18 protein-coding genes are annotated in these 26,468 nt (G+C 51.6%); 13 read left to right on the plus strand and 5 right to left on the minus strand.

The genetic code is table 11. From position 1 onward, the window contains the following. Window position 1 precedes the first annotated feature (1 nt). On the minus strand, window positions 2-1,102 hold the full coding sequence (locus AC6I7T_RS12955; protein WP_497793877.1) for a DUF262 domain-containing protein: 1,101 nt from the start codon (window positions 1,100-1,102) through the stop codon (window positions 2-4). Between the two features lie 658 nt (window positions 1,103-1,760). Between AC6I7T_RS12955 and AC6I7T_RS12960 the strand changes: the two genes are divergently transcribed. The 4 genes from AC6I7T_RS12960 to AC6I7T_RS12975 all read left to right on the plus strand — a co-directional run bounded on the left by AC6I7T_RS12960 (window position 1,761) and on the right by AC6I7T_RS12975 (window position 10,525). After that, window positions 1,761-2,909, plus strand: coding sequence for a type IV toxin-antitoxin system AbiEi family antitoxin (locus AC6I7T_RS12960; protein WP_497793879.1), 1,149 nt, complete (start codon window positions 1,761-1,763; stop codon window positions 2,907-2,909). Continuing rightward, window positions 2,906-4,060 (plus strand): nucleotidyl transferase AbiEii/AbiGii toxin family protein, encoded by a 1,155-nt coding sequence (locus AC6I7T_RS12965; protein WP_497793880.1) that lies wholly within the window; start codon window positions 2,906-2,908, stop codon window positions 4,058-4,060. Before AC6I7T_RS12960 ends, AC6I7T_RS12965 begins: the two co-directional genes overlap by 4 nt. 30 nt (window positions 4,061-4,090) lie before the next feature. Beyond that, a complete protein-coding gene (locus AC6I7T_RS12970) occupies window positions 4,091-8,722 on the plus strand; it encodes an NACHT domain-containing protein (RefSeq protein ID WP_497793881.1) in 4,632 nt (1,543 codons plus the stop codon). A 405-nt stretch (window positions 8,723-9,127) separates the two neighbouring features. Next, on the plus strand, window positions 9,128-10,525 hold the full coding sequence (locus AC6I7T_RS12975) for a hypothetical protein (protein WP_497793882.1): 1,398 nt from the start codon (window positions 9,128-9,130) through the stop codon (window positions 10,523-10,525). Between the two features lie 126 nt (window positions 10,526-10,651). On the opposite strand, the gene AC6I7T_RS12980 is transcribed toward AC6I7T_RS12975, so the two are convergent. Further along, window positions 10,652-11,629, minus strand: a complete 978-nt coding sequence (locus AC6I7T_RS12980; RefSeq protein WP_497793883.1) for a LysR family transcriptional regulator — start codon at window positions 11,627-11,629, stop codon at window positions 10,652-10,654. A 314-nt stretch (window positions 11,630-11,943) separates the two neighbouring features. Here AC6I7T_RS12980 and AC6I7T_RS12985 point away from each other — a divergent pair, with 314 nt between their 5' ends. From AC6I7T_RS12985 to AC6I7T_RS13015, 7 genes are all read left to right on the plus strand, one after another. Then, the gene (locus AC6I7T_RS12985; protein WP_497793884.1) at window positions 11,944-12,837 is read left to right on the plus strand and encodes a hypothetical protein; all 894 of its coding nucleotides are present in this window, start codon (window positions 11,944-11,946) and stop codon (window positions 12,835-12,837) included. A gap of 7 nt (window positions 12,838-12,844) precedes the next feature. Beyond that, window positions 12,845-13,495 carry a hypothetical protein gene (locus tag AC6I7T_RS12990; RefSeq protein ID WP_497793885.1) on the plus strand — a complete coding sequence of 217 codons (651 nt, stop codon included), beginning with the start codon at window positions 12,845-12,847 and terminating at the stop codon, window positions 13,493-13,495. 233 nt (window positions 13,496-13,728) lie between these two features. Then, complete coding sequence (locus tag AC6I7T_RS12995) at window positions 13,729-13,983, plus strand: PqqD family protein (RefSeq protein ID WP_497793886.1); 255 nt, start codon at window positions 13,729-13,731, stop codon at window positions 13,981-13,983. Between the two features lie 11 nt (window positions 13,984-13,994). Continuing rightward, on the plus strand, window positions 13,995-15,350 hold the full coding sequence (locus AC6I7T_RS13000) for a phosphotransferase family protein (protein ID WP_497793887.1): 1,356 nt from the start codon (window positions 13,995-13,997) through the stop codon (window positions 15,348-15,350). A 180-nt stretch (window positions 15,351-15,530) separates the two neighbouring features. Continuing rightward, the gene (locus AC6I7T_RS13005; protein ID WP_497793888.1) at window positions 15,531-15,908 is read left to right on the plus strand and encodes a lasso peptide biosynthesis B2 protein; all 378 of its coding nucleotides are present in this window, start codon (window positions 15,531-15,533) and stop codon (window positions 15,906-15,908) included. A gap of 15 nt (window positions 15,909-15,923) precedes the next feature. Then, window positions 15,924-17,900, plus strand: a complete 1,977-nt coding sequence (locus AC6I7T_RS13010) for an asparagine synthetase B family protein (RefSeq protein ID WP_497793889.1) — start codon at window positions 15,924-15,926, stop codon at window positions 17,898-17,900. Beyond that, a complete protein-coding gene (locus AC6I7T_RS13015; RefSeq protein ID WP_497793890.1) occupies window positions 17,881-18,012 on the plus strand; it encodes a hypothetical protein in 132 nt (43 codons plus the stop codon). Before AC6I7T_RS13010 ends, AC6I7T_RS13015 begins: the two co-directional genes overlap by 20 nt. A gap of 57 nt (window positions 18,013-18,069) precedes the next feature. On the opposite strand, the gene AC6I7T_RS13020 is transcribed toward AC6I7T_RS13015, so the two are convergent. Then, window positions 18,070-20,358, minus strand: coding sequence for a prolyl oligopeptidase family serine peptidase (locus AC6I7T_RS13020; RefSeq protein ID WP_497793891.1), 2,289 nt, complete (start codon window positions 20,356-20,358; stop codon window positions 18,070-18,072). 171 nt (window positions 20,359-20,529) lie between these two features. Next, entirely contained in the window at window positions 20,530-23,670 is a 3,141-nt protein-coding gene (locus tag AC6I7T_RS13025; RefSeq protein ID WP_497793892.1) for a TonB-dependent receptor, read from the minus strand. 179 nt (window positions 23,671-23,849) lie between these two features. On the opposite strand from AC6I7T_RS13025, the gene AC6I7T_RS13030 reads away from it, so the two are divergent. Continuing rightward, window positions 23,850-24,932 (plus strand): hypothetical protein, encoded by a 1,083-nt coding sequence (locus AC6I7T_RS13030; protein ID WP_497793894.1) that lies wholly within the window; start codon window positions 23,850-23,852, stop codon window positions 24,930-24,932. A gap of 61 nt (window positions 24,933-24,993) precedes the next feature. Continuing rightward, window positions 24,994-25,434 carry a hypothetical protein gene (locus AC6I7T_RS13035; protein ID WP_497793895.1) on the plus strand — a complete coding sequence of 147 codons (441 nt, stop codon included), beginning with the start codon at window positions 24,994-24,996 and terminating at the stop codon, window positions 25,432-25,434. Between the two features lie 94 nt (window positions 25,435-25,528). Here the strand turns inward: AC6I7T_RS13035 and AC6I7T_RS13040 are convergent, their stop codons facing one another. Then, a complete protein-coding gene (locus AC6I7T_RS13040; protein ID WP_497793896.1) occupies window positions 25,529-26,461 on the minus strand; it encodes a hypothetical protein in 933 nt (310 codons plus the stop codon). Window positions 26,462-26,468: the final 7 nt, after the last annotated feature.

Raw genomic sequence — 26,468 nt, forward strand, 5'->3', positions numbered from 1 at the left:
GCTATATTACGAGCCCCAGCAGGCGATCACGAACGAACCCGATTCTGCCTTCCAGTCGAGCAATTGCGTTAGCTCCATCCGAGCCCGTGACATCTTTGAATTCGTCGCTATCTAGCCACTGGGCAACACTAATCTGACTTGCGGTAAGAGCGGGGTTCTGCTTCAGTGCCAGAAACGTACCGATCGCAATAGCTTCGAATCTTGCGCGAGGGGTAGCGATTCCATCTCGCGTTCTGCGAAATCCATACGGGAAGACCTCCGCAACGAACTGCATCGTTCGCGCGAATCGCTCTTTGTACTCATCAGTTGCAGTTGGATCCTCAGCCAAATATGCATTCATCTTCTTTGCATACGCGAAGAGGAAGGGAGACACTCGATCCTGGTATCCCTCAAGCCCATCTCCGTAAGCAAAGAACCTCGTCACCAATTCTTCCCGCTCCCGAAGCTTCGCTTGTTTGTCGGGCACTGGTGCGAGAGTGCCAAATAACTCATTTTGAGCAAGGTCGATGACCAGATTAAGAAACGGCCCTACAAGCGCTCCGCGACGCACCTCAGCTTTGTTGGCAATCTTGCTGCCAGTGTTAATCCTATCGAAGAGGTCGAATCGGGCCTGCTCGTCGGCATGTTCATTGAGGACTATGCCACGTATAGAACGGTTCTTGATCTTCCTCTGGCGAGATTCCGGAAGGTCGTGGAAGGACATTCCTTGAAGCGAAATGAGATTTTCCAACTCTCCCAAGACCATGCTGCCCAGGATGAATTGCTGAATAGTTCTGAGGCGTTGGGAGCCATCCACAATTTCGAGCTTGCCAGTCGTAGGACTCTCCCAAAAAAAGAGAAATGGGATTGGCAGCCCCATAAGGAGCGACTCAATGAACCGATGTTTCCGTTCCGGCTCCCAAGTGTCCTCACGCTGGTAAGGGGGAATAACGAACTCCCCGCTTGCCATCTTGGAAGCCAGTAGCTCAACGGTATATTCCGTGAGGTAGAACTCAATTCTCTTTGAGTGCTCTACGATTTCCTTCTCGGCAGCCACTTTCTGTTCTTCCGTAATGAACGAAAGTTGCACATCCTCTGCCGGGTTATTCCTCGAGCTGCTCATGTCGCTATGCCCCCTGCGATTCCCGAACATCGCCCAGGTTACAGTGGTTGATGGCGGGTAGCCTCTGCGAATTCTAGCAGATGCTAGTATTCTCCCGGGCCACGTTCGGCAGTCCGACCACGAAGGGTAAAGGTTCCCCTAATCTCCTATGGCTCACAGCCATGATTGTCGTCCGACGGTTTGAGGATCGGCGTGGATTTCCTTTGCAACCGAGAGAAAAAGACTCCATTTCGTTACTCCTTTTCTGTTCTTTCTTCCTCCACCGCCGACGATGGCGGTTAAAGGGCGTAACCTCACGGGTCGAAGCGATCCAGCAACCGCCGAGAACCTTAAAGTGGGGATGCAGGTTACCGAAGAATGTCGTCCCACAGCTTCTGGCATCTACTCAGACCGATTGAGAATGAAGTCGGTAGTTGACCCGATGAGTGTGTGTAACCGTGATGCTGGGCAAGGCACGGAGCAAAATGCCGCGCCAAGAAATAAAGGTAAACCCTCGAGAATTCCTGGCTTACGCCGCTGATTCCATCGGGGGTGCTCTGAAAGGGATTGATAGCAAATTAGGATGGTTGTCAGGGGGCTATTGTTTCCAATTTCAGAAAATTCACTTATAGGAAAATTTTCCTTTACGATGGTTTTCCAGTATGAGAAAGTGGATGTCATGCAGAGTTCGGCCCTCACCTTAGAGACAACCGTCATCCGCTCCTTAAAGGAACAACTTCCCTTTACACAGCTGTCGGGAATACGCGCGTTCAATGTGGGAGAGAGCCGTCCCTTCGACATTCGCTTCGACCTTGAGTCCGGAGAGAACAAGATCTCCGTCTACGCAGAAATCAAACAGTCAATCAGCCCCAAACAGCTTGAAATCATCGCGCCGTGGATCGCGCGCTTGAAAGCGCTTGAGAAGGATGCTGCATTTGCCATCATCTCCCCGGTTCTTTCGCCACAGGCACAAACCTTCTGCATAGATGCGGGAATCGACTTCATCGACTTGGCAGGCAACATATCCATCAATGTTCCGGGAAAATTCTTCCTTCAACGGACGGGCCTCCGTAACAACAACTCGGCTCAAACAATCGATCCCAGTCGCGAGGTAAACATCTTTTCCGGTCGCTTTTCCCGCGTACTCCGGGTTCTGCTTCAAAACCCGAGGCCATGGACTCTCAGCGAGATCGCACGGGAAATGGAACGAGAATCAAGTAACAATCCTGTTATCTCCGAGATGCTGGCCGATCCTAACGCTGGAAAGACTTTCGCTGTCAGCTTAGGGACCATATCGAAAGCTCTCAGCACACTGGAGGAACAGCTTTGGGTACGGAGACGCGGCTCCTCCGTACTCCTGCCGGAGCCGAAGCGCCTTCTGTTCGCATGGGCCGCCAAGTACCGTGAACGATATCGAGCGCGATTGCGAACCAGCATCACCTATCCCAATTCCTTCGGGGCGGATCTGGCGAGTGTTAAAGATGGACTCGCGTCCATGTCTATCGGCGCATTTGCTTTCACTGGACCTGCCGCCGCCACCGTACGTGCGCCATTTATAGATATCGACATCGTCGACATCTATCTTCCTTCCCCAGACCAGAAACAAAAGCTCAAGAGTCTTGCGGGCCGGACAACAGGTGGAGCCTCTCTCCGATTCCTGGAGCCCTATGATCTTGGAGTATTCATGTATGCCAAACAATACGACGACATTTTGACAGCCTCGGATATCCAGGTGTATCTCGATCTCGTCGCGCGCGGAGGGCGGGACCAGAAACAGGCAGACTACCTGTTCGACAATGCAATTGAACCAATGTGGAAGGCGGCATGATTCCCGAACCACAAAAGACCTATCTGCTGGAACTCCTCACTGCACTAGGCCCCGCCGCAGATGAATTCGTGCTGGTTGGCGGACAAGCTCTGAAGTTTGTTCTTGCAGAGGCCAGGGCCACGAAAGATTTTGATTTCCTTCTCGATGCCATTGCGCTACGGGAGAACCCTGCAAATGTGGCTGAGAAGCTGGCAGCATTGGGCTATACCGTTGTTCCCGAATCGCGCAACTTTCAGTTTCAGAAGCCAATTCCAGGCACAAATGAAATCATGCGCGTCGAATTCATGGCGCCGCATGAGTTGAAAAGAGGAAATAACTTCCGGGTTGACATCGAAAAAGGACTGCACGCACGAGAATGCCTCGGAGGCACAATCGCGCTGCAGGAATCTGACTTACACGAAATAACGGGCACACTGCCGGGCGGGATACCCGCTCGCGTCAACCTCCGCGTCACTCGTCCGCACGCACTTGTTCTGCTAAAACTCCTTGCGCTCGATGACCGATACAGAAACGTACGAGGATCTGAACATGTCGAGCACGATCGCAATGAAGCCAGGGTTCACGCTTCTGATATCGTGTCCATTCTCAATGCAGTAATCGACATCGCAGTTTTTCGAGAAGTGTTCTACAGCCAATTCGTGGCAGACCCCGTTCTGGGAATACGTGCCACAGGTCATCTGCAGAATTATTTTAGGGAAGATACGAGCCCCGGCATTCTGCTCTACGAGGAAATGTTGCGCGCCGGTGCTCCTATCGACCGCAATATCAGAGTTCAGCTTGCAGACGAATTACTACGCGCTTCCCGCATGATGACAAAAATCATTCCGTCCAGTTCCTTTTCAGCGCTGCGTTCTGCGGTGGATGATGTTTGCAACATCGATCAGTATCGGGGACTTGCCGAGGATCTCCTGCACGGTCTAACGAATGCCGGTGTACCTGTTAGCTCGGAACAAGCGATCCAGTTCTTTCCAGGAGAGGTTTTTGGTGGTACCTATGGTCGCGGTGAGGTTTTCAAGATAAGCGCACACAAAGAAGCGCAGAACCTCAGCACTGGGGAGAAATCGCTTCTAGTAGGTTATTGGCGAATTCAATCCACAACCCTGCTCAATGACGAGGAGTTCAAGGTTCGCTTCAAGCCAATCTTGAAGTAGCAGTACAACCACGAGCGTCCAGTGAGTCCTATGTCTATTTCCCGTGTCGCGATCGAACATGCGCTCGACGCAATTGCCTCTGACGAAGGGGGCATGCGGTTTCAGGGACTCGCCGTCGTCTTGGCAAAACTCAGGTGGCCTGAACTGATCGCTTGCGAGAGGAAGTGGGATCTTGGGCTCGACGCTCACGCACCGGCAATACTATCGCCATTGCATGTAGGCATGGGCCTCTCCTCATCAATTACTCCCGAACTGGAGAAAATCCAGACTGACGCCAAGCGCGCAAAGCCGCATTTTTCCGACCTGCAGATATTGGTCTTTGTCACCTCCGGCAAAGTGTCGAACTTCGCCGTCGAGAAGTGGCAAGCAGAGATTAAGAAAGAGTACGGCTGGGATCTGATCGTGATGTCGCGAGAAGAGATCATCTCGACACTCCAAGTACCGGATAACATCGGTCTGTGCGCCGAACATCTCGGGATTGCAGTTCCTCCGCAGGAACCAACGGTCGAAGCTCTCATTCAACGCACTCTTGCCGCCAATGGAGAGATCATTGCAAACTGGTCGCGAAGATTGGGCGATAATCCCGTCATCGATCTGCGGTTACTCCGTCTGGACGAGAAGGGTGCGGAGACCCAGGAGGTACAACAACGGGCTGGATTGCACGATCTCCTTTCGCGAAGCCATCGAGTCGTGTTCGAGGCCCCTGCCGGTCGTGGAAAGACCACCACGCTCATCCAACTGGCCCGCGAGCAGCATATCCAGGGCAAGCTCGCCTTCCTGATCGACCTTCCGGCTTGGGTGCGGCGGAACGTTGGGGTCTTCGAGTTCATCTCAGGAACGCCAGAGTTCCAGTCGCGCGATGTAACGGCCAGTGATTTGGCCCGTATCCGCCAAACCGGGCACATCATTTTTCTTCTCAACGGATGGAATGAGCTTGCGGTTTCAGAATCAGCAACTGCGGCGGGCATGATTCGCGACCTAGAATGCTCATTCGCGGGTGCGGGGATTGCGGTCGCTACCCGCGCGCATCCAATCGCTCCTCCTCTTCCCGGGAGTTCTCGCTTCAAGATTCAAGCACTGACAAGACAGGAACGAGGTGACTACGTTCGCGCTCGCCTCGGCGCCGCCGCCGCATCCCTCAACGAGCAGCTCCGTGTAGACCGTATCTTGGACGACTTAACCCGAACGCCGATGATTTTGGCCGAGGTGGTCTCCCTCTTTCAGTCCGGCAAGAAGATCCCCACCAGCCGCCTGGGCGTTCTGGACGCCGTCACTCAGATGATGGAGAATTCGGAAATCCATCAGACCGCTCTCGCAAATGCTCCTCTTTCGGGTTTGGGACGTGCCTTCCTGGAGAGACTCGGGAGTTTTCTGGTTACGGGCGGTGGCGTTCAACTCCCGGAAGCGGCGGCTCGCCGAGAGATTAGTGTGTGTTCGCGTGTCCTTCAAGACACTGGACAGTTGGGTACAATGCCAGATCCAGGCATCGTTTTGACGGCGCTGTGCTCCCATCATGTACTTGAACGGTCGACGTACCCGGAGATAACCTACACGTTTTTGCACCAGCAGTTCCAAGAGTTATTTGCAGCACTTCACCTGAAACGGAAGCTGGTCGAAATTGTGACGACGGGAACGGGGCGAGATGACTTCGCTGCTCGCTATGTCAATGAGCCTGCCTGGACTCAGCCGGTCGAGATGCTGACGGAGTTCATCGGGCGACACACCGAGGATGAACCGCTTCCCAATGCGGTAGCGATGGGACAGGCACTTGTGGAGATGGCGCTGCCGCTGGATGCAGCCTTCGCGGCTAAACTGGCTCGCTTGTGCGGTTCTGAGGTCTGGGGATTGATACGGGAGGCGTTGAGCGCTCGTCTTCGCCAGTTGTGGCAGAGTTCTTTCAGACAACACAGAGAAATCGCTGTGGCCGGCATGGTGGCAAGCGGGTCAGAGGACTTCAGGGACATTTTGGAACCACTGTTGTCCTCTAAAGATACCAACCTTCAGCTTGGGCCGTATCGAACAGGCGAATCATTCGAGGTCGCCAGCCTCGGCACGGCGTGGGAGGAGACGGTAAGTCGGTGGCCCGAAAACGCCAGGGCGAGTTTCGTTGCTGAAATGATGCAAAGAAGCCCAGCTCCCGCTGAAGTTGTCGCCTTTGCCATGAAGGACCCGAGCCCTGGTGTCCGAAAAAATCTGTTGTCGTTTGTCTGGTGGGGGATGTCACCGGACGAGATATCCCGTTTCTCGCAGACGTTGGACGACGCTAACTTCAAGGAGTTGATCGCCCGGATGTACGCCAGCGAGTTGCCGCCATCAATGCATCCCCGAGCTTTGCAGAGTTATGTCGCCGCGGCAAACTATGCAACTGCACCTCTCGACAGGTTTCTGGCGTGGAGACAGGCCGCGAGCTTCGGTCATGAGAGCTTCGTCGACGAACTCAAAGAGTCGCTCTCCCAACTGGAAGTCGACCAAGTCAGAGAACTTGAGAGTCGCGATCTTCAGGGCCGGGAACTCCGGGTCACAATAGAGATGCTAAAGAGGGCGGACTCCCAGTGGGTAACGGCATGGGTCGTTCAGAACCTACTGGCAGGAGCACTTCGCCCGGACGGTTGGATCGACCTTGTCGACGGGCTCACCGAAGCCCAGCGCGACGAGTTTCTGAATCGAGCCACCAGTGATGATCTCACTGAGATGAGAGTGCCGGGCATCATCCCGCTGCTCCGCAAATTCGCGGATCGCGAAATCGTACGATGTCTGTTTCGTCGTATCTGCGAGCTGGTCCCGATCATCGCCACCAGCAAACCCGGTGATGATAAGCAGGTAGAAGCAAAGCTTGCAAGACAATTGGAGGACCTGCTGCGAGAGATGCCACCAAACCCGGTCGTCAATGGCATTCTGCAGGAAATCGGCGGTAGGGCTGACGCAGTGCAGATCGAAGTCGTGACCGAGATTTTCCATCTAGTCGGACGAGACAATACATCGCTCCGGGAGGGATTATCAGCAGAAGTCCGCGAGGCGTTGCGCAATTGTCTCAATGCAGCGATGCCAACTGTACTCGCCCAGAATGACTTCAGCGGACAGTTGAAAGGGTATTTCGCTACGGTCATGGCTCAGGTCGGCGAACTCTCCGACTTGGCTACAATCGAGCGCTTGGTCGAGGCTGATATCGAGCGAGTCCGAACCGGTCGGCTGGCACGGGCAGCAGATTACCGTAGCAAGCAAGGAAACGGAGCTGTGATGAGCTGGACGGGATGGTATGTCCAGGCAATGATTCATTTGGCTTCCGACGCCGCCAGAGACTTGTTGATTCGGCTCTTGATGGCTCCCGATTACGAACATGATGCTGCATGGGGTCTTTTCCAACTAGCTCTAACTGAACGTCCTTCACCACTCTTACGGGCGAGAAGCTGGCCAATGCGAAGCAAGGACTTCAGCGTTGTTTGGAAAGCCAGAACAGGTGAAGCAGAATCGATTTTTGTAGAGCCGCGACGAACCGAAATAGCTGCCGTATTGAGGCGGCATATCGAGACTCTAGTCGCTGAGCGAGCAGCGGAGCTCCAACCCGCTGGACTCAACGGGCGGCTGAAACACCTTGCCATTGTATTGGCGGAATTGGATGGGCAAGCTTCCGCGGAGTTGGTTTTGGAGATCTTGAGCTACCCACAGATCGAGCATTCAAGGCTGAGGACATATCGCGCATCCACACAACCAGTTTACTTGTACGATGCTTGGCCCCGCATTCACGGACTCGAAGCTCTGTTAATGCAGGGAGTCGTTTTGCCGTCCGAGAAGACCTGGGAGATCGTCGAACCGATCATCGAACACGTCCGAGCCCATCACTGGAACTCCCAGGAATCAAGCCTTATGTCGCAAGTTATTGGTATTGTTCTGTTCACCGAAGACCAGAGTGCGAGCATCCAACGGGTGCGGCACCTGATTGAGGAAAAGATTGTGTCGATGGAAGGTGCGCGGGGGCTGGCAAAGGCATTGGGGCACACCCGCTGCCCCGATGCGGTGGCGCTACTACGAGAACTTGCCAGCGATAGTGTGCGCGTTCAATATTTGGGCAATGACTTGGTAGACGCAGTCGCTCAGTTTGATTCCCAGGAAGCTCGCAACCTGCTTCTGAGTTTCATTGATCCCACTCTACCGCCCTTATCAAACGAGCTGATCCGTCATCACGACGGCAGACTCGTTCGCAGACTCACCGAGCTGGCGCAGCGTGATGCGTCAGTACGGCAGCGAATGTTTGACTTGGCTCAAGAGAATGTTCCAGTCACGTATGCGGTCGTGCTCGGAAAGGTGTTAGCGAATCTCGGTACAACCGATGCCTTGCTGGCGTCGCTGCAACTGCTTCGAGACGGCGTCGCCGGAGGCGCCTCGTATGAATTGCACAAGAACCTTGAGGAGACCTTCGTGGAGCATCGGCCCTATCCCGGTTCATCCAATGCGGTCACGATGTTGCCACGCAATTCTAACGCAATCCGAAGCCGGCTCATGGAGATGATGCAACACGACCCGCTACGCAGAAAGTCGGCATTCGCATTGCTCAACGAAATAGAAAAATTGCGCATGTGGCATGGAAGGCCAGATGGTGAGCCTCGCAGCCCGAAGATGGAAGCTGGTTTCTTCTGGCCACCCGAGCTTGAAGGTGGTGAGTGAGTTACCTACGCATTTCGTGAGGCGAAGCCCACCTCTTGGGCGGGAGATGAAGCAGTTGGGGGAAGACCGCCGCGTAACGCCCGAGGAGAACGCGTAGACGCTTGCCTGGGCTGTATGCTCGTTATCGAGAATCCACGCAATGACCGAAAAGACGTTTAGCGTAAGAGATTTCATAATACCGCCATATAAGACATGCCCGAAGTGCGGGTACGATACCTTCGGCGTGCTGACGATAGACGGGAATAGATATTCACGGCGTTGCCGTGACTGTCTGCATATGATGGATCGGTTTTATTCATTGAATAATCGAATAGAGTTCATGGATTATCTTCGAATGATCGGAAACAGTATCACGCCCGAACATGCACAAGCCCTCAGGGACTTATACGGTGAGGCGAAACCGTCATGACAAGTGTCGAAGAACGCTTGAAGAGGCTTGAACTGCTCGACTTCAATGACAGAGGTGAACCTTTCGTTGAATCGAATTTCCTCACTCCGCTGTTGGAGTGCCTCGGATATGAAACGCACAAGGACTATGAGGTTCGACGCCACGGAGATCGCGGCACATCCTTCAAGCTCCGTTATCCCCCCGTCGAGAAGGGAGCGAGGAGAGTAAAGCACTATAACCCTGATTACATTCCTACGATCAGGAAGAAGATGTTTTGGGTGATCGAGGCTAAGTCACCGAAGGATGTTCCTGACCCTTTTGAGCCTCCGTACCTCGTTCAGGGCCTTCAGTACTGCATCCACCCGGAGATCCAAGCCCCATATCTTTTCGTGACCAATGGTCTGATCTCCTCCGTTTTTGATGCACACGGTTCGGTGTTCCTGGAAACAGAGATGTATCAGCCGATTCTTCAGTTCAGAGTTAACGAACTCTTGAGCAAGTGGACGGAGATTTATGAACTGCTCGCTGTGGACAAGGTCAGACATCGCGTTGAGGAACAGCTCAAGGCGATGTACGACAAGCTCTGTATGTCCAGCCTCGATAAAGACTACCCTGCTGCCCTCATCAAGCGAATCGGTGTCAACATTGGTGAGAATGTTTCCAGAATCGAAAAGACAGTGAATAGGCTCTATGTGGAAGGCATGGACCGAGAGACCGCGAACTGGCTCGAATACATGGAAAGTCTGGACCTCGACGCTACCCTTGCCACAATGGATGAACCTGCTATGCCTGGCCGCACACAGGCTCACTTCGTCTTCTCGAAGAGTTTCGAATCTGGAGACTCACACAGTAAAATTCTTAAACGCCTCACTGATGATTTTGACCGTCAAAGTATCTTCCGCAAGCTGCAATCATTCCATGTGGTCGCCCTGCTCTTCTTGAAAACACCCGACCCGGTAGCGAAAGCAGAAGCAAAGACATTTCTGCAGAGGCACAAGGATGGCAATCTACCTCTTCTCAATCAGGTCGAATGCGCTTTTCTTCGTCTGACACGAAAACGGAACGTCCTCTTCTTTTACCCGACGCTACGCACACACATCGCCAACGCTCTGGATTCGGCCCCTGAGATAGAGCGGTTCGTTGGGCCGCCCAATGCCTACACTGTTACCTATGCTGGAGAGGTCCAACAGCATCACGATACCTTTGCGAAATTGAAGTTCTTGACGGAAGACCAACTTGAGAAACTCCTAACGCCGCTCCTCAATGCCGAGGCAAAAATAAACGACGACTTCTGGAATGCCCGCAACAACCTCTCAAACTCGGAGAAGCAGTTGCTCGGCTTTGAAATTTATGGAGATGGCGGCCGTCACTATGCTTTCAAAGGTATTCTCCGGGACTACGGAATCGAATGTTGAACTCTAGCTTCACGAGGTGGAGTCATCGTTCCCGTCAGCTAGAGTTTCCCATTTCTGCTATCGCCAATAAAAAGGGATGAGCCTTCCTAGCGTACTCATCCCTTACTCAATCACACCCCTCCAAAGTTACTTCAGTTGAATCATGGACAGCACATTTGGGAGGATCTCCTGAATCCTGCCTGAACGCTGGTCGTTCCGAAGAAATAGTGCAGTCTCAATCCAGAGCAATTTGTCTGTTACCGGTTTGAAGATAACCCCCATATGGGAATGTCTCGAAGCAGACTGGGGTAGTAGTGCCACTCCGAAGTTGTAAGCCACGATCTCCACCGCATGCGTAAATGACAACACCTCCCGGAAGATTGGTTTGGCTCCAGTGCTTTCGATGTACTCGACTGCATTGGCGTAAAACCTGGGATGTATCGCCCTTGGCACAAAGAAAACTGTCTCTCCATCCAGTTCCTTTGCCAAAATCGACTGTTGCTTTGAGAAGCGATGATTCTTTGATACGCCAATGCAGAATGACTCACGTGCGATCGGCCTTACCCAGAGATCATCATCCAGGACAGGCTGCACGCCAAAGGCAGCATGCAACTTGCCATGCAAAACATCTTCCACCAACTGAATCGTAGAGCCACTCTCCAGAACGATCCTCAATTCGGAATTCTCAGCACTGGATATCGGATTATTCTGTTCCTGTTGACCTGTTGGTTCTGGAGCGCTCCTACTTGTTCCAGACAGTAGATCCAGACGGTGTAAAGCAGAAACCAATCGACTGTGGACGTAGCCAGAATAGCCAAGGCGGAAAGGCCCATGCTCCAAGTGCGCATGATACTTCGTTAAATCCCATGCTCGTTCGGCATGGTCGAGTGCAGATTGAATTTCCCGGACAAAATATTTACCGGCAGACGTGACCTCGAAGCGGTTACGGTCCCGCTCGAAGATCTTCACGCCAAGGTCACTTTCCAATTTGTCGATACTCCGGACAACGATCGAGCTATCGACGCCTAGCTTCTTCGCTGCCTTGTGAAAGCCTCCAGCTTGTGCGGCGAGCACCACAAGCTGTTGGGTTCGAAATGGTATGTTGAAATTCTGGTCCGGCCGCATATATCTATCACCTCATGAGGGAGTGCGCATATGAGCAGCCCTGTGCGCGCCCAGGAGCGTGGCTCGCAGCTTGTATCCTTGGAACACCAATTCCGCCCTAAATGTGTCGGCATGGGACACGACGCCTGTTCAGGCTTCGAATATTTTCGTAACCAACGGGTTCGAGTGCAGTCTAAGAATCAGTTCTCTCTTGACTTTTAGGTCCGGAGAAATCATTTAATAGAGACAAAGTAACAAGAAGCTGTAGCAATACCCTTTTTCCCGATCTGCATAAAACAACTCTCTACTTCCAGATTGTCTTCTGGGAAGGTTGGGTGAACGTGTATGAACCAGTGCCGTCCCAACATGCTGCCGAAGTGCTCTCACAGTTGTTTTCGATGCTCCGAGAAGCACCGGGGGAATTCAGGAGTCGTTTTCGAGGAAATGACGATGGTGCAAGCACAAGTTTAATCAAGAATCTGAAAAAATTTGGCTCCATACCTTCTCCCCGGCAATTGCATGGTCTATCTTTGCGTCTTCCGCTCACTCTGGGCGGAGCATTCAGGGTATTCGGCTATCGTCTCGATCAGATGCGACAGCTGGACTTTCGTCTCAATGGAGATATTACCCGCTTCGTCGAATCGTATCCCTTTTATCGAGATCGCAAGGTGGATCTACCTGGAGATCTCGGAAAGCCTGAGGTGTTTCGCCGGAGCTCATTGCTCTCGGAGGCCATCGTAAATTGGCAACACGAAATCACCATACGGTCCATTAGCGGCCCGCACTGGCAGCGACAAGGATTCGTGTATGCACAGCTCGGTACCAATCACACTTTAGCGATGCCCAAAATCCCTCCCGGCGCGTTTGTAGCGATTGAGCTAGTTAACGCGGAAGAACGGAGGAATCCAGATCCGACAAAGATCTATTTTCTTCAACACGGCAGCGCATATTTCTGCTGTAGCTGTGTCGTGGAACGAGGAAAATTGATTCTTACCACCTCCGATCGCGACTACAGGGGACCCCGCGAGTTTCGCTATCCCCAAGAGATTCATATTGTGGGCAGAGTCAGGTCCTTCGGCGTGCGTCTTCCACTCTATCCGCACGATGGTGAACAGGAAATAGATATTCATCGATTTACTCCATTGATCCTGCCCTGGGAGCATGTGAGCTTTTATCAGCTCGTTGCAGCAGAACGGGAAAACAAATTCTCGCATCAAGAGGGACAATGAGATCTTGATGGAAGCGCTCGGCGGAGATGTTAGTGATCGAACCCTTATCCGGTATCAGAGTGAAACCGATTCAATCCCCCACACAAGTGGCCTGATTGCTCTGGCACTCATCAACTCTCTTCGTTTCTCAGACGTACTTCGTAGCCTGAGACTTTGGGCTGACGATACCCATCGCTATTCCTATAGAACGCTGATGGGCATTGAAAGTTATCTCGATTTGCCATCAATCCGCCCTGAAGCGGAGAGCCCGCGCCCCAGAGCGCAATGGGAACCAATCTTCAATCGGTGGGGAGAATGGCCCACGTTGCTTTCGATGGCTATTCCAGATCTCGGGAATTGGGGACATCGGATACTTTGTCTTAATCAAAGCGAATGGTTCAAAGGGCTTGATCCATTCATTCCTCCGCATTCGGTTGTTGTTTTAGAGGAGCAGAAATCCCGAACGTTCGACGATGGTGATCGTTATCGCCATGACTGGGAGCGCCCCTTATTCGCTCTTCGATCTGAGGGCAGAATATTCTGCGGATATCTCGCAACAGACGGACCTAATATTTCTCTCATTCCTCACCCTTCAGCAGCATCTCTGCGCCCGATGATATTTCGCCGGAACACAATACAAGCACTATGGCGTGTTATTGGGGTCGCAGTTCCGTTGTGATTTTCTGTTGCAGGTCTGCCCTTCTGCACCTCTGCGGATTATTTTGGCCAAAACGCCCTTTTAAATTGCACTGCCAGCGATGCAATGCACGTCGCTAACTATGTTTGTTTTTGTCTCAAGAGGGATAAAAATGGCGGTGAAGAATTTTTCTTGTTTTTTATTTTGGAACTCTACCTTACTCTTCCCATCACCAGACTTGAGATCTTCCATTCTGGCATCGCGAGGCGATACGTATGTCATTCCCCACTACGCACCTTCGCTCCGTTGTTACTCCAGATGGAGCAGTTATTCTCGACGGCGAGCATGATCTGATGTATGCCCTCAATACCACTGGAGGGTACATCTGGAGGGCGCTCCAAGAAGGTTCTCCAATCGAAGAAATCATTCAGAGGCTTGCCAACGAGACTGGCGCCGATCCCACGCTTGTAAGCAACGACGTTCAGGCGTTTCTCAGCCAACTTGCACAAAGGCATCTACTGGCTAGCTGACGGAGGACCCCATGGCTTCAGCCATTCGTTCAGTGCATGAGGATCTATACAGGCTTTTACTGATTCATGTCGAGACACGCCTCATGTTAGCAAAGCACGGCCTCGTGGGTATCTGCCTACCACGTATCTCAGTGAACCGTGAAATACGAATCACTGAGCAAGCGCAAAAAGCAATCGAAAAGATATTGGGTGCCGAGATTACCATTTTGGATTTCGCGTTTTCGAATGGTATGGATACCCCGGCAATCATCGTAGAAGTCCGAAGTCAGCACGTACCCAATGATTTTCTTGCGATACCTCTAGATGAGATTCCTCACAGCGAGATATCTCAAGAAGAGAGGGCACTTGTTGAATCCATGCTCGCTGATAGTCGAAACAACCGCAACTCATTTCAACGAATGGGATGGATTGACGAGGCCCGTGCATGGATACAGCGGGAAATCGGAGAGAAGATTGCGCTCACGGGGAGGTTTGAGCAATACAACGCCAGCGCAGATTTTGCGCTGATACGCTTCCCTGCTTACGGGAACCAGGCCTATTGGATGAAGGCTACAGGCACACCGAACACCCATGAGTTCGCTGTCACACGTCTTCTTGCCAGCCTTTGCGATAAAGGTCTGCCTTTGCTCGTTGCCACGCGTGATGACTGGAATGCTTGGGTAATGGAAGATGCCGGCAAAGCACTGTCTGACGAGATGCACCCAGCGTTGCACCGTCGAGCAGTAGAGGTACTGGCAAGAATACAGAGGGCCACCACAAACCATATTGAAGAACTGCTGTCCGCCGGTGCATTTGATCAACGCCTCGAACTTATGAGGTCCCAGGTAGATGCGATGATCAACTATCTCGTCGAGGTGATGGAGAGACAAAGGGCGATAGGGCAGACAGTTCTTCCTGAGCATCGCCTGCAGGAGATTGGGAGAATTCTCAAAGATGCATGTGCGGCAATGATCGATCTGGATATACCAGATTCGATCATTCACAACGACATCAATCGCGGGAACGTTCTGGTGCGCGACAACGAATGTGTCGTAACGGATTGGGCTGAGGCGTACATCGGCAATCCGTTCCTGACCTTTCAACATCTCTTGTCCCTGCTTTCAAAAGGCTATCCCGACCCGGAACTGTCATTGTTGAGAGATGTCTATCGAGATCAGTGGGCAGACGCTCTCACCATGGAACAAATACGGAAGGCATTTGCCCTGGCGCCGATATTGGCCATCATGTCTCATCTTTATGGACGCGGCAACTGGCTGCAAAGCGAAAAGAGGCACGATTGGCACATGCAACACTGCGCGTGGGTTCTTGCGAAGCACCTGGATAGAGAGGCTCATAATATGTCGTTGAGAAAAGCACTATGCGCCTAACGCGCTTCAACATCTTCTTTTTAGATAGTCCGGGCTCTCAACGAGTCGGTGACAGGCCAGGGAGTTTTCTCATACGGCGCGCTCGTATAGAGAACTACCTGGTCTTGCTCGCCGAGCACTCCATCAGTCATTAAGCCAAGGATTTTGGAACCTGTAGTGAATATCTCTCAGGAGACATGCATGGCAATGCTTATTTTGAAAAGCTGGCTATTGCTCCTCTATTTCGAGCTTCCGATACGCTCTCACAATTTCGAGAGATTGCGCCAATTGGTGCAAAGGGAGGACGTCAAAGCAGGTCACAACTCAACCTTCCATTCGATCGAAAGCCTTTGCCGTGCGATCGACCTTGCATGTGTTTTTTATTTCAGGCGAGTCCTATGTCTTCAGCGTTCTGCGGCAACCACACTATTGCTGAGACAGTATGGTCATAAAGCTGAGATGGTGATCGGAGCACAGATACTTCCATTCAAAACTCACGCATGGACCGAGGTAAAAAGCGAGATTGTTAATGACAAGCCGTACTTGCTTGATATGTACCAAGTGCTGGGGCGCTACTGAAGGGCGGAATCCTCTATGAGCATCATATTCGGGCTACTCAAACCTCATGGAAGTCGCTGCCTAAACGAGGAGCTACTGCACCTTGCAAAAGCTACACGCCGCTATGCCCCGGATGGCCTATTCACACATGTTCACAAGCACGTTGGTTTTGGGTGTCAGCCTTATTACACGCATCTGCGTTCTGAGCTCGAAACGACTGTAGCTCGAGACAAGTATGGCAGTATGCTCATTCTCGATGGAAGACTCGATAACCATGCAAATCTTTGTGCGGAATTAGACATTCCATCAAGCGATACTCCTGATTCCCAAATCATTCTGTGTGCGTTTAAGCAATGGGGAGAAGATTGCTTTCAGAAGCTCGTCGGCGATTGGGCGTTGGCACTGTGGTCCGAACGGGACCAATCACTCTATCTCGCTCGGGATCACGCCGGCAGCCGAAGTTTGTATTACCGGCAGACAGGCTCACTTGTTTTTTGGTCCACATTCCTTGAGACCTTCTTTGCTGACTCTGTGACTCCAGAGCTCAATAAGGACTACCTATCACGTTATCTCTCCTGTCAGCCTGTCAGTGAATTGACTCCCTACAAGGGAATCACGGCTGTGCGGCCTGCCCACTATCTCGTCTTTCACAATGGGAAGTCGAGGTACAGCCCTCACTGGCAGTGGGTAGCACAAACAGAAATAGAGTACCCCGACGGTAACGAATACGCCGCACAATTTGGTGAACTCTTTCGTCAGTCGGTTATGCGGCGAATTGGACCGGGAGTTCCAATCCTTGCTCAACTCAGTGGCGGCATGGATTCCAGTTCGATTGTCTGCATGTCCGATCAGATCCGAAGGAAAGAGCAAACAACTCACGAAGAACTTCTCGATACGATTTCTTTTTATGACGATAACGATCCAAGCTGGAATGAGGTGCCATATTTCTCAGCAGTAGAGCAGCAGCGAGGTAAGACCGGGATCCATTTGCAGCTCCCTCTCCTCAGTGAGAAGTTCGAGGCCGCTCCAATCCATTACCTCGTTCCGGGTTCCGATCAAAACACCTACGCAAATGAATTACAGCTCGAAAATGTGACATGCCATAAGGGATATCGTGTCATCCTGGCAGGGTTTGGTGGAGACGAACTATTAGGTGGGATTCCGACCCCAGTTCCCGAACTTGCAGATTATCTGGTTTCCTGCAATCTGGTTCAATTCCTCAGAAGGATGGTTGCGTGGTGTTTGATCGATCGCACGCCCATTCTCGAAATGACCGCCCAGGTTGCACGATTTATCTGGGACCAATATTCCTGGTCCTATTCGAATGCCATTCCGCTTCCGCCGTGGTGTGCTCCCGAGTCGCTGCATTTTGAATCGCCTTTTCCTGCATTTCCGACACTGAAGTCTTTCAGATTCCGACCCAGCCGAATCGCGAATGGAATGACCTGGTGGAACATGACCGAGACACTTCCACACCTTCGCTCTGGCTCAATCCGAAGATATGAATACCGATACCCATATCTTGATCGCGACTTAGTAGATTTTCTCCTTCGCATCCCAAGGGAGGCCCTGCTACAACCCGGCCGCAGACGAGCCTTAATGCGGCGGGCAATGAACGGAATCGTTCCTGCGTCAGTTATCGAACGCAGGCGCAAAGGTTATCGAATCCGGAGCCTGTTCGCGACCCTCAGGAACGGTACTGAGAACATTTCGCGTTTGCTGGAAAGATCGCATGCCGCCGAGCTTGGATTGGTTTCTTCCGATGGACTTTCTCAAAAGGTTCTCGCGGTAATCCGCGAGGGAGATCCAAAATGGATACCCGCCGTCATCCGCTTAATCCATCTTGAGCTTTGGTGGAAAAGTGCCAGGCAAGAGATGACCGGTACGCGAACAGGTAGAGAGTTTGCCACATGTTCTGTGGCATACAAGATCCGGGCTGATGAGCCGACCGCCGCGCTATCAGAACGGAAATACGAAGCAAAGGAGAACGACCATGAAGTATACGAAGCCTGAAATAGTGGCTACCTATAGCTCGACAGAAGCCATCCAGACTTCTATGGCCAAGGTTGGAACGAATTCGGATGGAATTCAGCCGACCAACCTTGCCTATGAAGCAGATGAATAACGGTAAACCGTGTTCGACCGGGCCGTATGTTTTCATGTATGGCCCGGGTTTCTTCTCTTAGCGTGTACCAGGGATTACAAGGTGCCGTTGTTCTCCCGCGTGCTTCCAACGCGCCAGTGCTGGAGTTTCTTTGCCCTGCAGCCAGAAGAGAAACCAGTCAATCGTGCTCTGTTGAGATGCCATTCTGTCGAGTGGTTTTTGCAGGATGTGCTGACCATCGGGAATATAGATCATCTCAACCGTCTTTTTCTGCTGTCGAAGGCCGGAATACAACTCCCACTCCATCAAAACAGATGCCGGGCCAATGGCCTGAACCAGCAGAGGTGTGGTCACTTTATCCAAATTGAAGCCTGGGGCATGCTGCAGCCACAAGCTTAGTCCCTTTCCAGCTGGTGAAGCACCAATGGTCTTTTCTATCTCCCCGCCAAATGCGGAATTGCTTTCGCCGAAGAGCCTGAACTGCATATAGCTGTTATCTATCCCATCCGCCAGAACCGCGGCGGCAAAGAGATTTGGGTCTTCTACCAGGCTCTGTTCTACATGCCAGCAGACACGGCTGAAGCCAACGATGCCAACATGTTTTGGATCAATAATTCCCTCAAAGCTGAGTTGCGAGATTGCTCCTCGATATCCGGCCAACTGGTCCAAGGCCTCTTGTTGCGACATGGCGTGGTCTGTTCTATATGGCATCTGAAGAACCACAAAACCTACGGAGGCTAATGGACGGGCTGCCATGGCAGTCGAGTATTTGCCATCAGTAATGAAGCCGTGGTCCGGCACACCATGAGGCTGTATCACGAGCGGATAGCGGGTTCCTTTCACATAACCGACCGGAAGGACCAAGGCCCCGGACCAGGAATAGCCGCTGTTATCTCTCCAATGAAAAGGTATGGCCTTCCCAAGATTCATTTTTCGCAGTTGTGGATTCGGATCCCAGATCAAGCGCTCTTTCTCCAAGTTTCGCTCCCGGGCCCAGAGCTTTGGCGGCTCATTCAGATCTTCTTTGATCTTCAGAGAGAATTCACTTTCCCTGTCTCGGAGCTCACGGGACACATTGGCAATTTGACCACGAGAAGCGCAAACGGAGTTCTCCACGATCCGCCAACCATCATTCTGAATCTGGTAGCATTCAATCTTCCCTTGGCCATCAGGAAGACTCAAATGTAGCACTACTTCATCGCGACTCAATCCAAAGGCGGCGTCTCTGAGCCGCGCAGATACAGTACCGGCATCCAGAGGGCCTGTATCCCGAGTGAAGGAGACACAGCGGACCTTGAAAGAAGGTATATCCACCGTCGCGGCAGCACACGTATTTTTGCGACGCTCTGCCTCCGCTGAGGCTACACCAACAAAAGGCAAGGCTACATTCCCAAGCAGGATTCGCCGTCCATCCGAAGACCAGACGGCTTGATTCTGATCAAGCTCGGCGAGAGAAGTTCCATTCGGCGCGTCTATTAGGGCAGTACTCTTGGATGTTCTGGTGTCGAACAACTCGTATTCTTTCAATCTGTAGAGGTTGGAGGGAAGAGTGAACTTCGAGTCGAGTGGATTGATGCGCCATGATTCAAACCCCTGCTTGGGGCGGTACTGGCTCCAAGCCGCTGGCACTCTCAGGACCGGAAGAAGGCGGATGACAAACCGTCCATCCGGAGAGAGGGACAATACATTCTCCATGTACCCCGTGCTGCGCATGGCTCCGTTCTTCGCATAGTTTGTCAAACGGCGACAATGTCTTCTCTTGCATATCCATAGATCTGGTATCGGACTGACGACTCCGAATGCATGAGCATTTGCAGGGAAGAGGATGTCCTGGAGACGCAACCCTGTTACTACCCCAGCATCTGCATTCAACGCCTTTAAAGGGCTCCAGGGATTTTCTTTTTCGGGACCATCCGTTCTCCGGGCCGTATAGGTAATGATGTTCCCTGCAATGTCAAATTGGACAACGTCGGCACCGAGGGTGCTGATTCGCGTCCTCCTTCTATTGGGTAGTTCTACTTTGAACAGCTCATTGTTCCCTGCTGGGTTTTGAGCGAGGAAATAGACAGCTTTGGAATCAGAGGACCAGCGTACATCCGATATCACAGGAGAATAAGACTCATACGCCGGCCTCACGGGAACAGATGTATTTCTTGCAAGGAGTTTCGGAGCCGGTGCACTGTTATCGCCTGCATCAGCAAGATACCGTTTGATGACTCCAGTCCTGAACAGCCACAAGGTAGATTCAACTTGGTTGCGTGCGAGAATGCCTCTGGAGGTTTCGACAAGAAAGTACTTGTGATCAGGCGATGGAACAACCCGCCGCTGATCTTGATCGGAACCAGAGAATGAGCTGAACCTGTTCATCGCAATAGAGTCTTCTACCGTAAAAGCATGCTGCGCAGCAGCTCTTTGGGAAGAACAGAGAAAAAGCAACAACGTGCATGCTACACCAAAAACGCTCGAGCACTTCCTAACCGACATCAGCTTCGTTTCCTCGCAACGCGCTAAATGAAACGGTCTGATTCCAACTGAGTCTTAAAACAGCAGCTTCAGCGCGAGTTGAAGCGATCGAGGGCCACCTTGCTGGTATAACGCGTTCTGATTCCCCAGACTGACGTTCAAGGTGTTGTATGCCTGGCCGAACTGAGAGGCTCCATAATCTGTGGTGTTATAAATCGCACCGAAGTTGGGATGGTTCAGGACATTGAATGCCTCAGCGCGAAATTGTGCACGCAAGTTTTCTGTTAGAGAAAATTCTCTTCTTACCGCAAGATCAATTTCATTGGCGCCGAAACCTCTAAGGAAATTGCGGGGTGCATTCCCGATAGAACCCGGCACTGACTGAAATGCATTCAGGTTGATCTTCTTTCCACCAGGAATCAAAGCCCTCGATCCTTCGACATAGAGTGGCACTCCGGAAACTATGTTGGGCCTTGCATACTGCTCGGTTCCATTAGGAGCGACATATGCGTCTCCATACACATCGACCGGAGCGGCAGACCGGGCGGTTGCCCGAAGATCCAGTGCCCAGTTTCTTGTTATTACGGAGATCATCCTTGCTTTGCTTTCGCCGGGAATCTGGTATGTAATGGCTGCCTGAAAATTCTTGCGCACATCGAAATCGGAGTCGCCTTTGAGTAATGGCTGATAGCTGACGAAGCTATTAGAGAGGTCGTCAATACTGTGAGACCACGTCATCGAAGCAGCCACCTGCAATCCATGATCTAGGCGTTGTTGAAATTGAGCCTGGAGAGAGTTGTAGTTTGACCAGGATCCGTTTTTGAAAATATAGGCCCCATTGCCGAGAGAGAATGCCGGATTGATCGATTCAGGGTTCTGAAATGTTCCTGCCAGCAGACGTCTACCTGCCGATCCAACGTATCCTAGTGTGACAGAACGCCTTGTTCCCAGTGCCTGCTCAACCGAAAGATTCCACTCAAGAGTGTAGGGCAACTTTAGATTCCTGTCATAGCCCACGACTGTCTGGTTGTATGGAGCAGATGTCGATGGGGCAGGCAAAGCATAGACCAAATCTGGAAAGGGATAGCTCAGACTGGAATAATGTTGCGTCGAAGCGAAGCCGAGCTGAGTGAAACCGATTGCTCCCAGCGTATTTCCGGTATCAAGGAAATTGCCTACGCCTATTCGCAGAACCGTTTCATAGCCACTCCTCTGACTTAGCTGAGAAGCCATCCCCAGCCTCGGAGCGAACCCAACGTAGTAGGTGTTCCATTCGGGAGTTCCTGCAGGTGCGATCGTGGCAGTAGCTAGATTGGAAATCTGGTTCAAGACCGGAGGGATACGTCCATTACCGTTCGTTGGGGGTGGATTAACGTCCCAACGCAGTCCAAAGGAGAACGTCGTCCGGGAGTTTAGCTTCCACTCATCTTGCGCAAAGGCGGAGAAGTTCTTGAAGATGGGCGCAGGAGAAGTCGCCCCGTAAGTCAACCCATACGCGTATCCTGTACTGTTTGCTTGAACCTGTTGAGCGCTATAGTACAGGGCTTCCAGGAATAACTGGTTTATGTTCTGTGTAGTTTCAATTCGGCGGAAATCGATCCCGAGCTTCAACAGATGATGTCCCATCATGAACTGCTGCGTGTCCAGGATATTCAGTTGCGTCTGTCCGACCCGCGCCTCCGAGAAGTCGATAGCCGGATGAGTACCCCAATAAAGAAACGCGGCAAATTGTGAATAGCGCGGCGAAGCTGACGAGAGAAAGGTGCTCAGGGTAGAGGTTTGGGCTCCGCCGAACGAATCTATCTGCCCATGAGCGGTGCTTGCAGTCCACGAATAATTGAACCGCATCTGGTTCGTTGCCCAGTCATTAAAAACATGATCGGCTCCGGCTGTCGCACTGCGCGAAACAAATTCCTGACGAGTGATCTGCGCGAGATTCCGGCTGTAGCGGCTATCACTGTATGAGCTTGAATTCCCATAGCGTCCGAAGAGATGGGTTCTTTCCTTGAGCGTATGGTCGACTCTGATGCTATGCGCGTTTAGCCTCGATGGAAGAGAATATGCTCCTGTAAAGTAAGCCAACCCCGTGGCGCCCGCTACTTCATTTCCATTGGGAACGGGGAAGGCGTTGAGCACTGGAGATAACGCTGCCGCAGACTGTCTCAGGGACTGATCCGGAACTTGCGTTGTAATCGCTGGTGTTGGAACCGTGAGCCTTAGGCCCTCATAGGAGTAGAAGAAGAAGGAATGATTTCTACCATCGTATATGGATGGCAGATAGATTGGTCCTCCTGCGGTTCCGCCAAAATCATTCTGGCGCTCAGCAGTCTTTTTGACCACTGGCCTCAAGTGATCGTTAAACCAATTGTTCGCGTCGAGCGCATCATTCCGGAAATAGTCGAACACAGTGCCGTGCAGCTCATTTGTTCCGGCACGTGTTTGCAGGGATATCTGACCTCCCGGTGTTCGTCCATATTCAGCAGAGTAACTGGAGGTATTGATCCTGAATTCTTGCAGTGCATCGACGCTCACCATACTCTGCGTCGTTCCCAGTGCTGTCTGATTCGGCAGCAGTCCAGAAGCGCCAGCTGTGTACGTGCCGTTGACGCTGGTTCCAACATTGGCACTGACTCCGTCCAGCATGTAATAGTTCCCTTCTGTCCGCTGCCCATTAATGCTGAACTCACCACTGTTGCCGGCTGATGAGCCATAGGGAAGCGGAGTCTGGACTACACCTGGTGCAAGGGAAACAAGGTTCTGCAGGCTCCTGCCGTTGAGAGGCATATTCTCGACAAATTTGCGATCAATTACGGTACTGACGGATGCATCTGTTGTGTTGATTGTTGATGCGCCAGCTTCGACAGTAATGCTTTCGGAAGTCGCACCTAGCGGCAGCGTGAAATTAAGCTCCAGGGCAGTTTGGACATTTAACGTGATGTCGGGTTTGATGATGGTCTTGAATCCCCCTTTCGAGACCTGTACCCGATACTGCCCTGGAGGAAGAATCGAGACGGTAAAGATACCGTCTCGATTGGTTGTTGTTGAATAGCGCACTCCAGTTGCTTCGTTCAGGATGATGACGTCCGCCTCTGTAATTGACTTGCTCGACGGATCTGTTACTAAACCACTTATTGTTGCATTCGTAGACTGGGCAAGGGACGACGCAGAAAGACACACTACAAGTATCAGCAGGGAGAACAATAGCAAACGTTTCAAGAGATGGCGCTCCGGATGAATCGGAATGATCGTCTTTCATTGCGTATACGCAGCGCTATCCGGAAAGTGTGCCATCTCTTTATAGAAAAATTGTTTGCTCTACAGAGATCTCCGATCACTGCTAATTCACCGTGAATTCGATCAATCACGCTCGAAATTTGTGATATTGTTTCCGAGTCATGACGAAAGCTCAGGCAGCTAGGGCCCATTCGGAAGAGCCTCTGATATCTCTGGAGTTAGTTACCAGCTTCACAGCGCTTCTATACAAATACGACACCAACTTCGCTGGATGGTTCTCATCGACATACGTGGATCAGTCAAATGATGCGACTCACGCCTTTCGATGTGAATGCTGGAAAGCCATTCACGACGGCCCCCATTTTGCAGAGTTTGTACGAGACTCAATCGAACAAGAGCTCACCGCATCGGAGTGCTATTGGCCCGATTTTCAAACTGACGAGCAGATATCTTCCAAACGCTACGGCGTTGACCTGGCGCCTCCAAAAGAGGGTGAGGAATCTTTAGAGGATTGCATCTCAACCCTGAGGTCCTGTTTATATCTTCGGCATGATCAGGCAGAGCTTCGCTACAGCTCTGCCTTGGGAACAACAGGCATCATGGAAACCTCCGAGTTCGAAAAGAGAGACTCCGACCCGGTCAGCCGTTGGATGAGTGGCACTCTTGGAGGAAAGGTTCCTCTTCTCCGGCCGATTTGCGCATGCCCTGGTGAGACATACACGAAGATGCATGTATTCAAAAGGAAAACCGGGCACAGTGGCGAATGTACGCCGGGCGAGAAATTGTGGAAGGCAGTGTCCAGGATTCCTGATCTAGCGACAACAATTCTTCTGGAACACACCATCTCGGATGCGTATAACGGCTACTGTATGGAAGATGGGCTCTTTTCACGAATCATGAATGCGTTTCCGCAGACAAACTACGCAACCAGAACTGCCGAGTACGAACAGTTGCTTCCCGCAATAGAGCTGCTCTCTCCGCAAGATCAAGAGCTCTGCTCCAAATACCACCATGAAGATGTAGTCAATTCCAATCAAAATGGATTCATGATTGTGGCTTCTAATCTGTACGAGGAACTCAAGAGCGAGTTTGGCATCACCGTGGCAAAGACGGGAGAGCCCTACAGTCTCACAGAGCTTCAAGGAGCGGAACTGATGAGCAAAGCTCTCACGGCCGCTCGGGACTGGGAGGAACTTGAGATGAAAGCCACAAGGTTCTTCAAAACCGGAACTAGGGACAATTGAGAGATTTCAGCTCCTAACCGAACGATAGCGTTAAGGATGATTGGGAGGAATCCGAAGATAGGTGAACAAAAGCGACTTGCCGCTGGGCTTTGACAGTTCTGGCTTCGTCTCCACTGTCACAAAAACAGTACGTCTTCTGCGTCGTCCAGCCCAAAGCAGGGCGGCACTTTACCAGGCCCACTACCAACCGCTCCTCGCCGGAATTTGCCGATTACCTGGTGGAGATCTGGAGATCGTGGCCAGCTATCCGGAGGCTGAAACCATCCATTTGGTGGACAGTCTGAGTTCTCACACTCGCAAGGCAATGATGGAGCAATTCGGAGAAAAGATCGGAGGTCTGCTGTGGAATCGGTTCACAGTGCACTACACACCAAGCATGGCAGTTGGCTCAAGCAAGCGGAGATCGAGATTGGCATGTTCTCCCGCTAGTGCCTGGGCCGCAGAAGAATTCCGTCCCTGGCAGAACTGCAGAAGGAAACACAGACATGGAATCAGAAAATGAACCGCGACCATGTCACCATCAACTGGCAGTTTACGCGCAAAAAGGCACTACAGAAATTCGGCCACAAAAGAAACATATTCACACGGTCATAGACCTAGTTAGCTTCAGAAAAAGCCATAACAAGACTGGCAGCGAGTTCACGCTCGAATTGCGAGTCTGGTTTCTCAATTCCCAAAACGCTAGCTGGCGTATGCATTTTCACCTTCCGAAGAAATGCTAAAGCCGATTGAACCATGGAAGATTGTGAGTTCAATTGCCCAGAGCGGATGAGATCTTGAATTCCCGACTCATAATCATCTGCAATCTCTTCAGCAGAGGTGCCGGATGGGAAGCGCGGACCAAAGGTAATAGGATGTTTATAAGCCCATCCAGGACTTGCAATCGGATCAAGTTGATCAATGACCGGCTCCGGCCAATCAGCAGAAACGTCTAGGACCGGGAAATGACCCACATACGCGGTCGTAAATCCGGGCTTACTTGTTGAATCCACAGTGAAGTCACTTTGGGTGCCTCCAGGCTGTAGCTCTCTGGTCTGTCCAGGGCTAATCCAAAGAAGGAATATACCAGGGACATTTTTGCTTAGGCCAATACGTTCGGCCACTGGGCGTATTGACTTTGATCCTGGCCATGTTGTCTGACGAATCTCCGTTTCTGCAGAAGGTGAATCCACCACAATTTGAAAGGTGGTTATGGTGTCCAGTGAACCAGAGTCATTCGTGATGGTATACCTGTATTCATACTTCCCATTAACGCGCTGAACATTGCTAGAAACGCTTGTGGCAAATTGATCGTGAATGGGTAGCTTTTCGACTCTTCGCGGACCAGCGCCTTCGCTTGGCAAAGGCGGAAACGCTATAACTACTTTCTTCCTGTCTGGCGTGAGGAAAACATAATGATCCTTCAACTGATCCGGAATACGCCCATCGGAAGGCCAGATTGGAGCTACGCTCTGTTGAGCTAAGACCGTAGCTCCCAAAATAAAGCATATCGCATTTATCGCGACTACCAACAAACGAACATACTTCATTACACGA

The organism is Humiphilus diazotrophicus (assembly GCF_059726315.1).

Excerpts from the sequence above, each read along its gene's own strand:
- AC6I7T_RS12955 (WP_497793877.1), bottom strand. The coding sequence starts at position 1,102 with ATGAGCAGCTCGAGGAATAACCCGGCAGAGGATGTGCAACTTTCGTTC.
- AC6I7T_RS12960 (WP_497793879.1), top strand. The coding sequence starts at position 1,761 with ATGCAGAGTTCGGCCCTCACCTTAGAGACAACCGTCATCCGCTCCTTA.
- AC6I7T_RS12965 (WP_497793880.1), top strand. The coding sequence starts at position 2,906 with ATGATTCCCGAACCACAAAAGACCTATCTGCTGGAACTCCTCACTGCA.
- AC6I7T_RS12970 (WP_497793881.1), top strand. The coding sequence starts at position 4,091 with ATGTCTATTTCCCGTGTCGCGATCGAACATGCGCTCGACGCAATTGCC.
- AC6I7T_RS12975 (WP_497793882.1), top strand. The coding sequence starts at position 9,128 with ATGACAAGTGTCGAAGAACGCTTGAAGAGGCTTGAACTGCTCGACTTC.
- AC6I7T_RS12980 (WP_497793883.1), bottom strand. The coding sequence starts at position 11,629 with ATGCGGCCGGACCAGAATTTCAACATACCATTTCGAACCCAACAGCTT.
- AC6I7T_RS12990 (WP_497793885.1), top strand. The coding sequence starts at position 12,845 with ATGGAAGCGCTCGGCGGAGATGTTAGTGATCGAACCCTTATCCGGTAT.
- AC6I7T_RS12995 (WP_497793886.1), top strand. The coding sequence starts at position 13,729 with ATGTCATTCCCCACTACGCACCTTCGCTCCGTTGTTACTCCAGATGGA.
- AC6I7T_RS13000 (WP_497793887.1), top strand. The coding sequence starts at position 13,995 with ATGGCTTCAGCCATTCGTTCAGTGCATGAGGATCTATACAGGCTTTTA.
- AC6I7T_RS13005 (WP_497793888.1), top strand. The coding sequence starts at position 15,531 with ATGGCAATGCTTATTTTGAAAAGCTGGCTATTGCTCCTCTATTTCGAG.
- AC6I7T_RS13010 (WP_497793889.1), top strand. The coding sequence starts at position 15,924 with ATGAGCATCATATTCGGGCTACTCAAACCTCATGGAAGTCGCTGCCTA.
- AC6I7T_RS13015 (WP_497793890.1), top strand. The coding sequence starts at position 17,881 with ATGAAGTATACGAAGCCTGAAATAGTGGCTACCTATAGCTCGACAGAA.
- AC6I7T_RS13020 (WP_497793891.1), bottom strand. The coding sequence starts at position 20,358 with ATGAACAGGTTCAGCTCATTCTCTGGTTCCGATCAAGATCAGCGGCGG.
- AC6I7T_RS13030 (WP_497793894.1), top strand. The coding sequence starts at position 23,850 with ATGACGAAAGCTCAGGCAGCTAGGGCCCATTCGGAAGAGCCTCTGATA.
- AC6I7T_RS13040 (WP_497793896.1), bottom strand. The coding sequence starts at position 26,461 with ATGAAGTATGTTCGTTTGTTGGTAGTCGCGATAAATGCGATATGCTTT.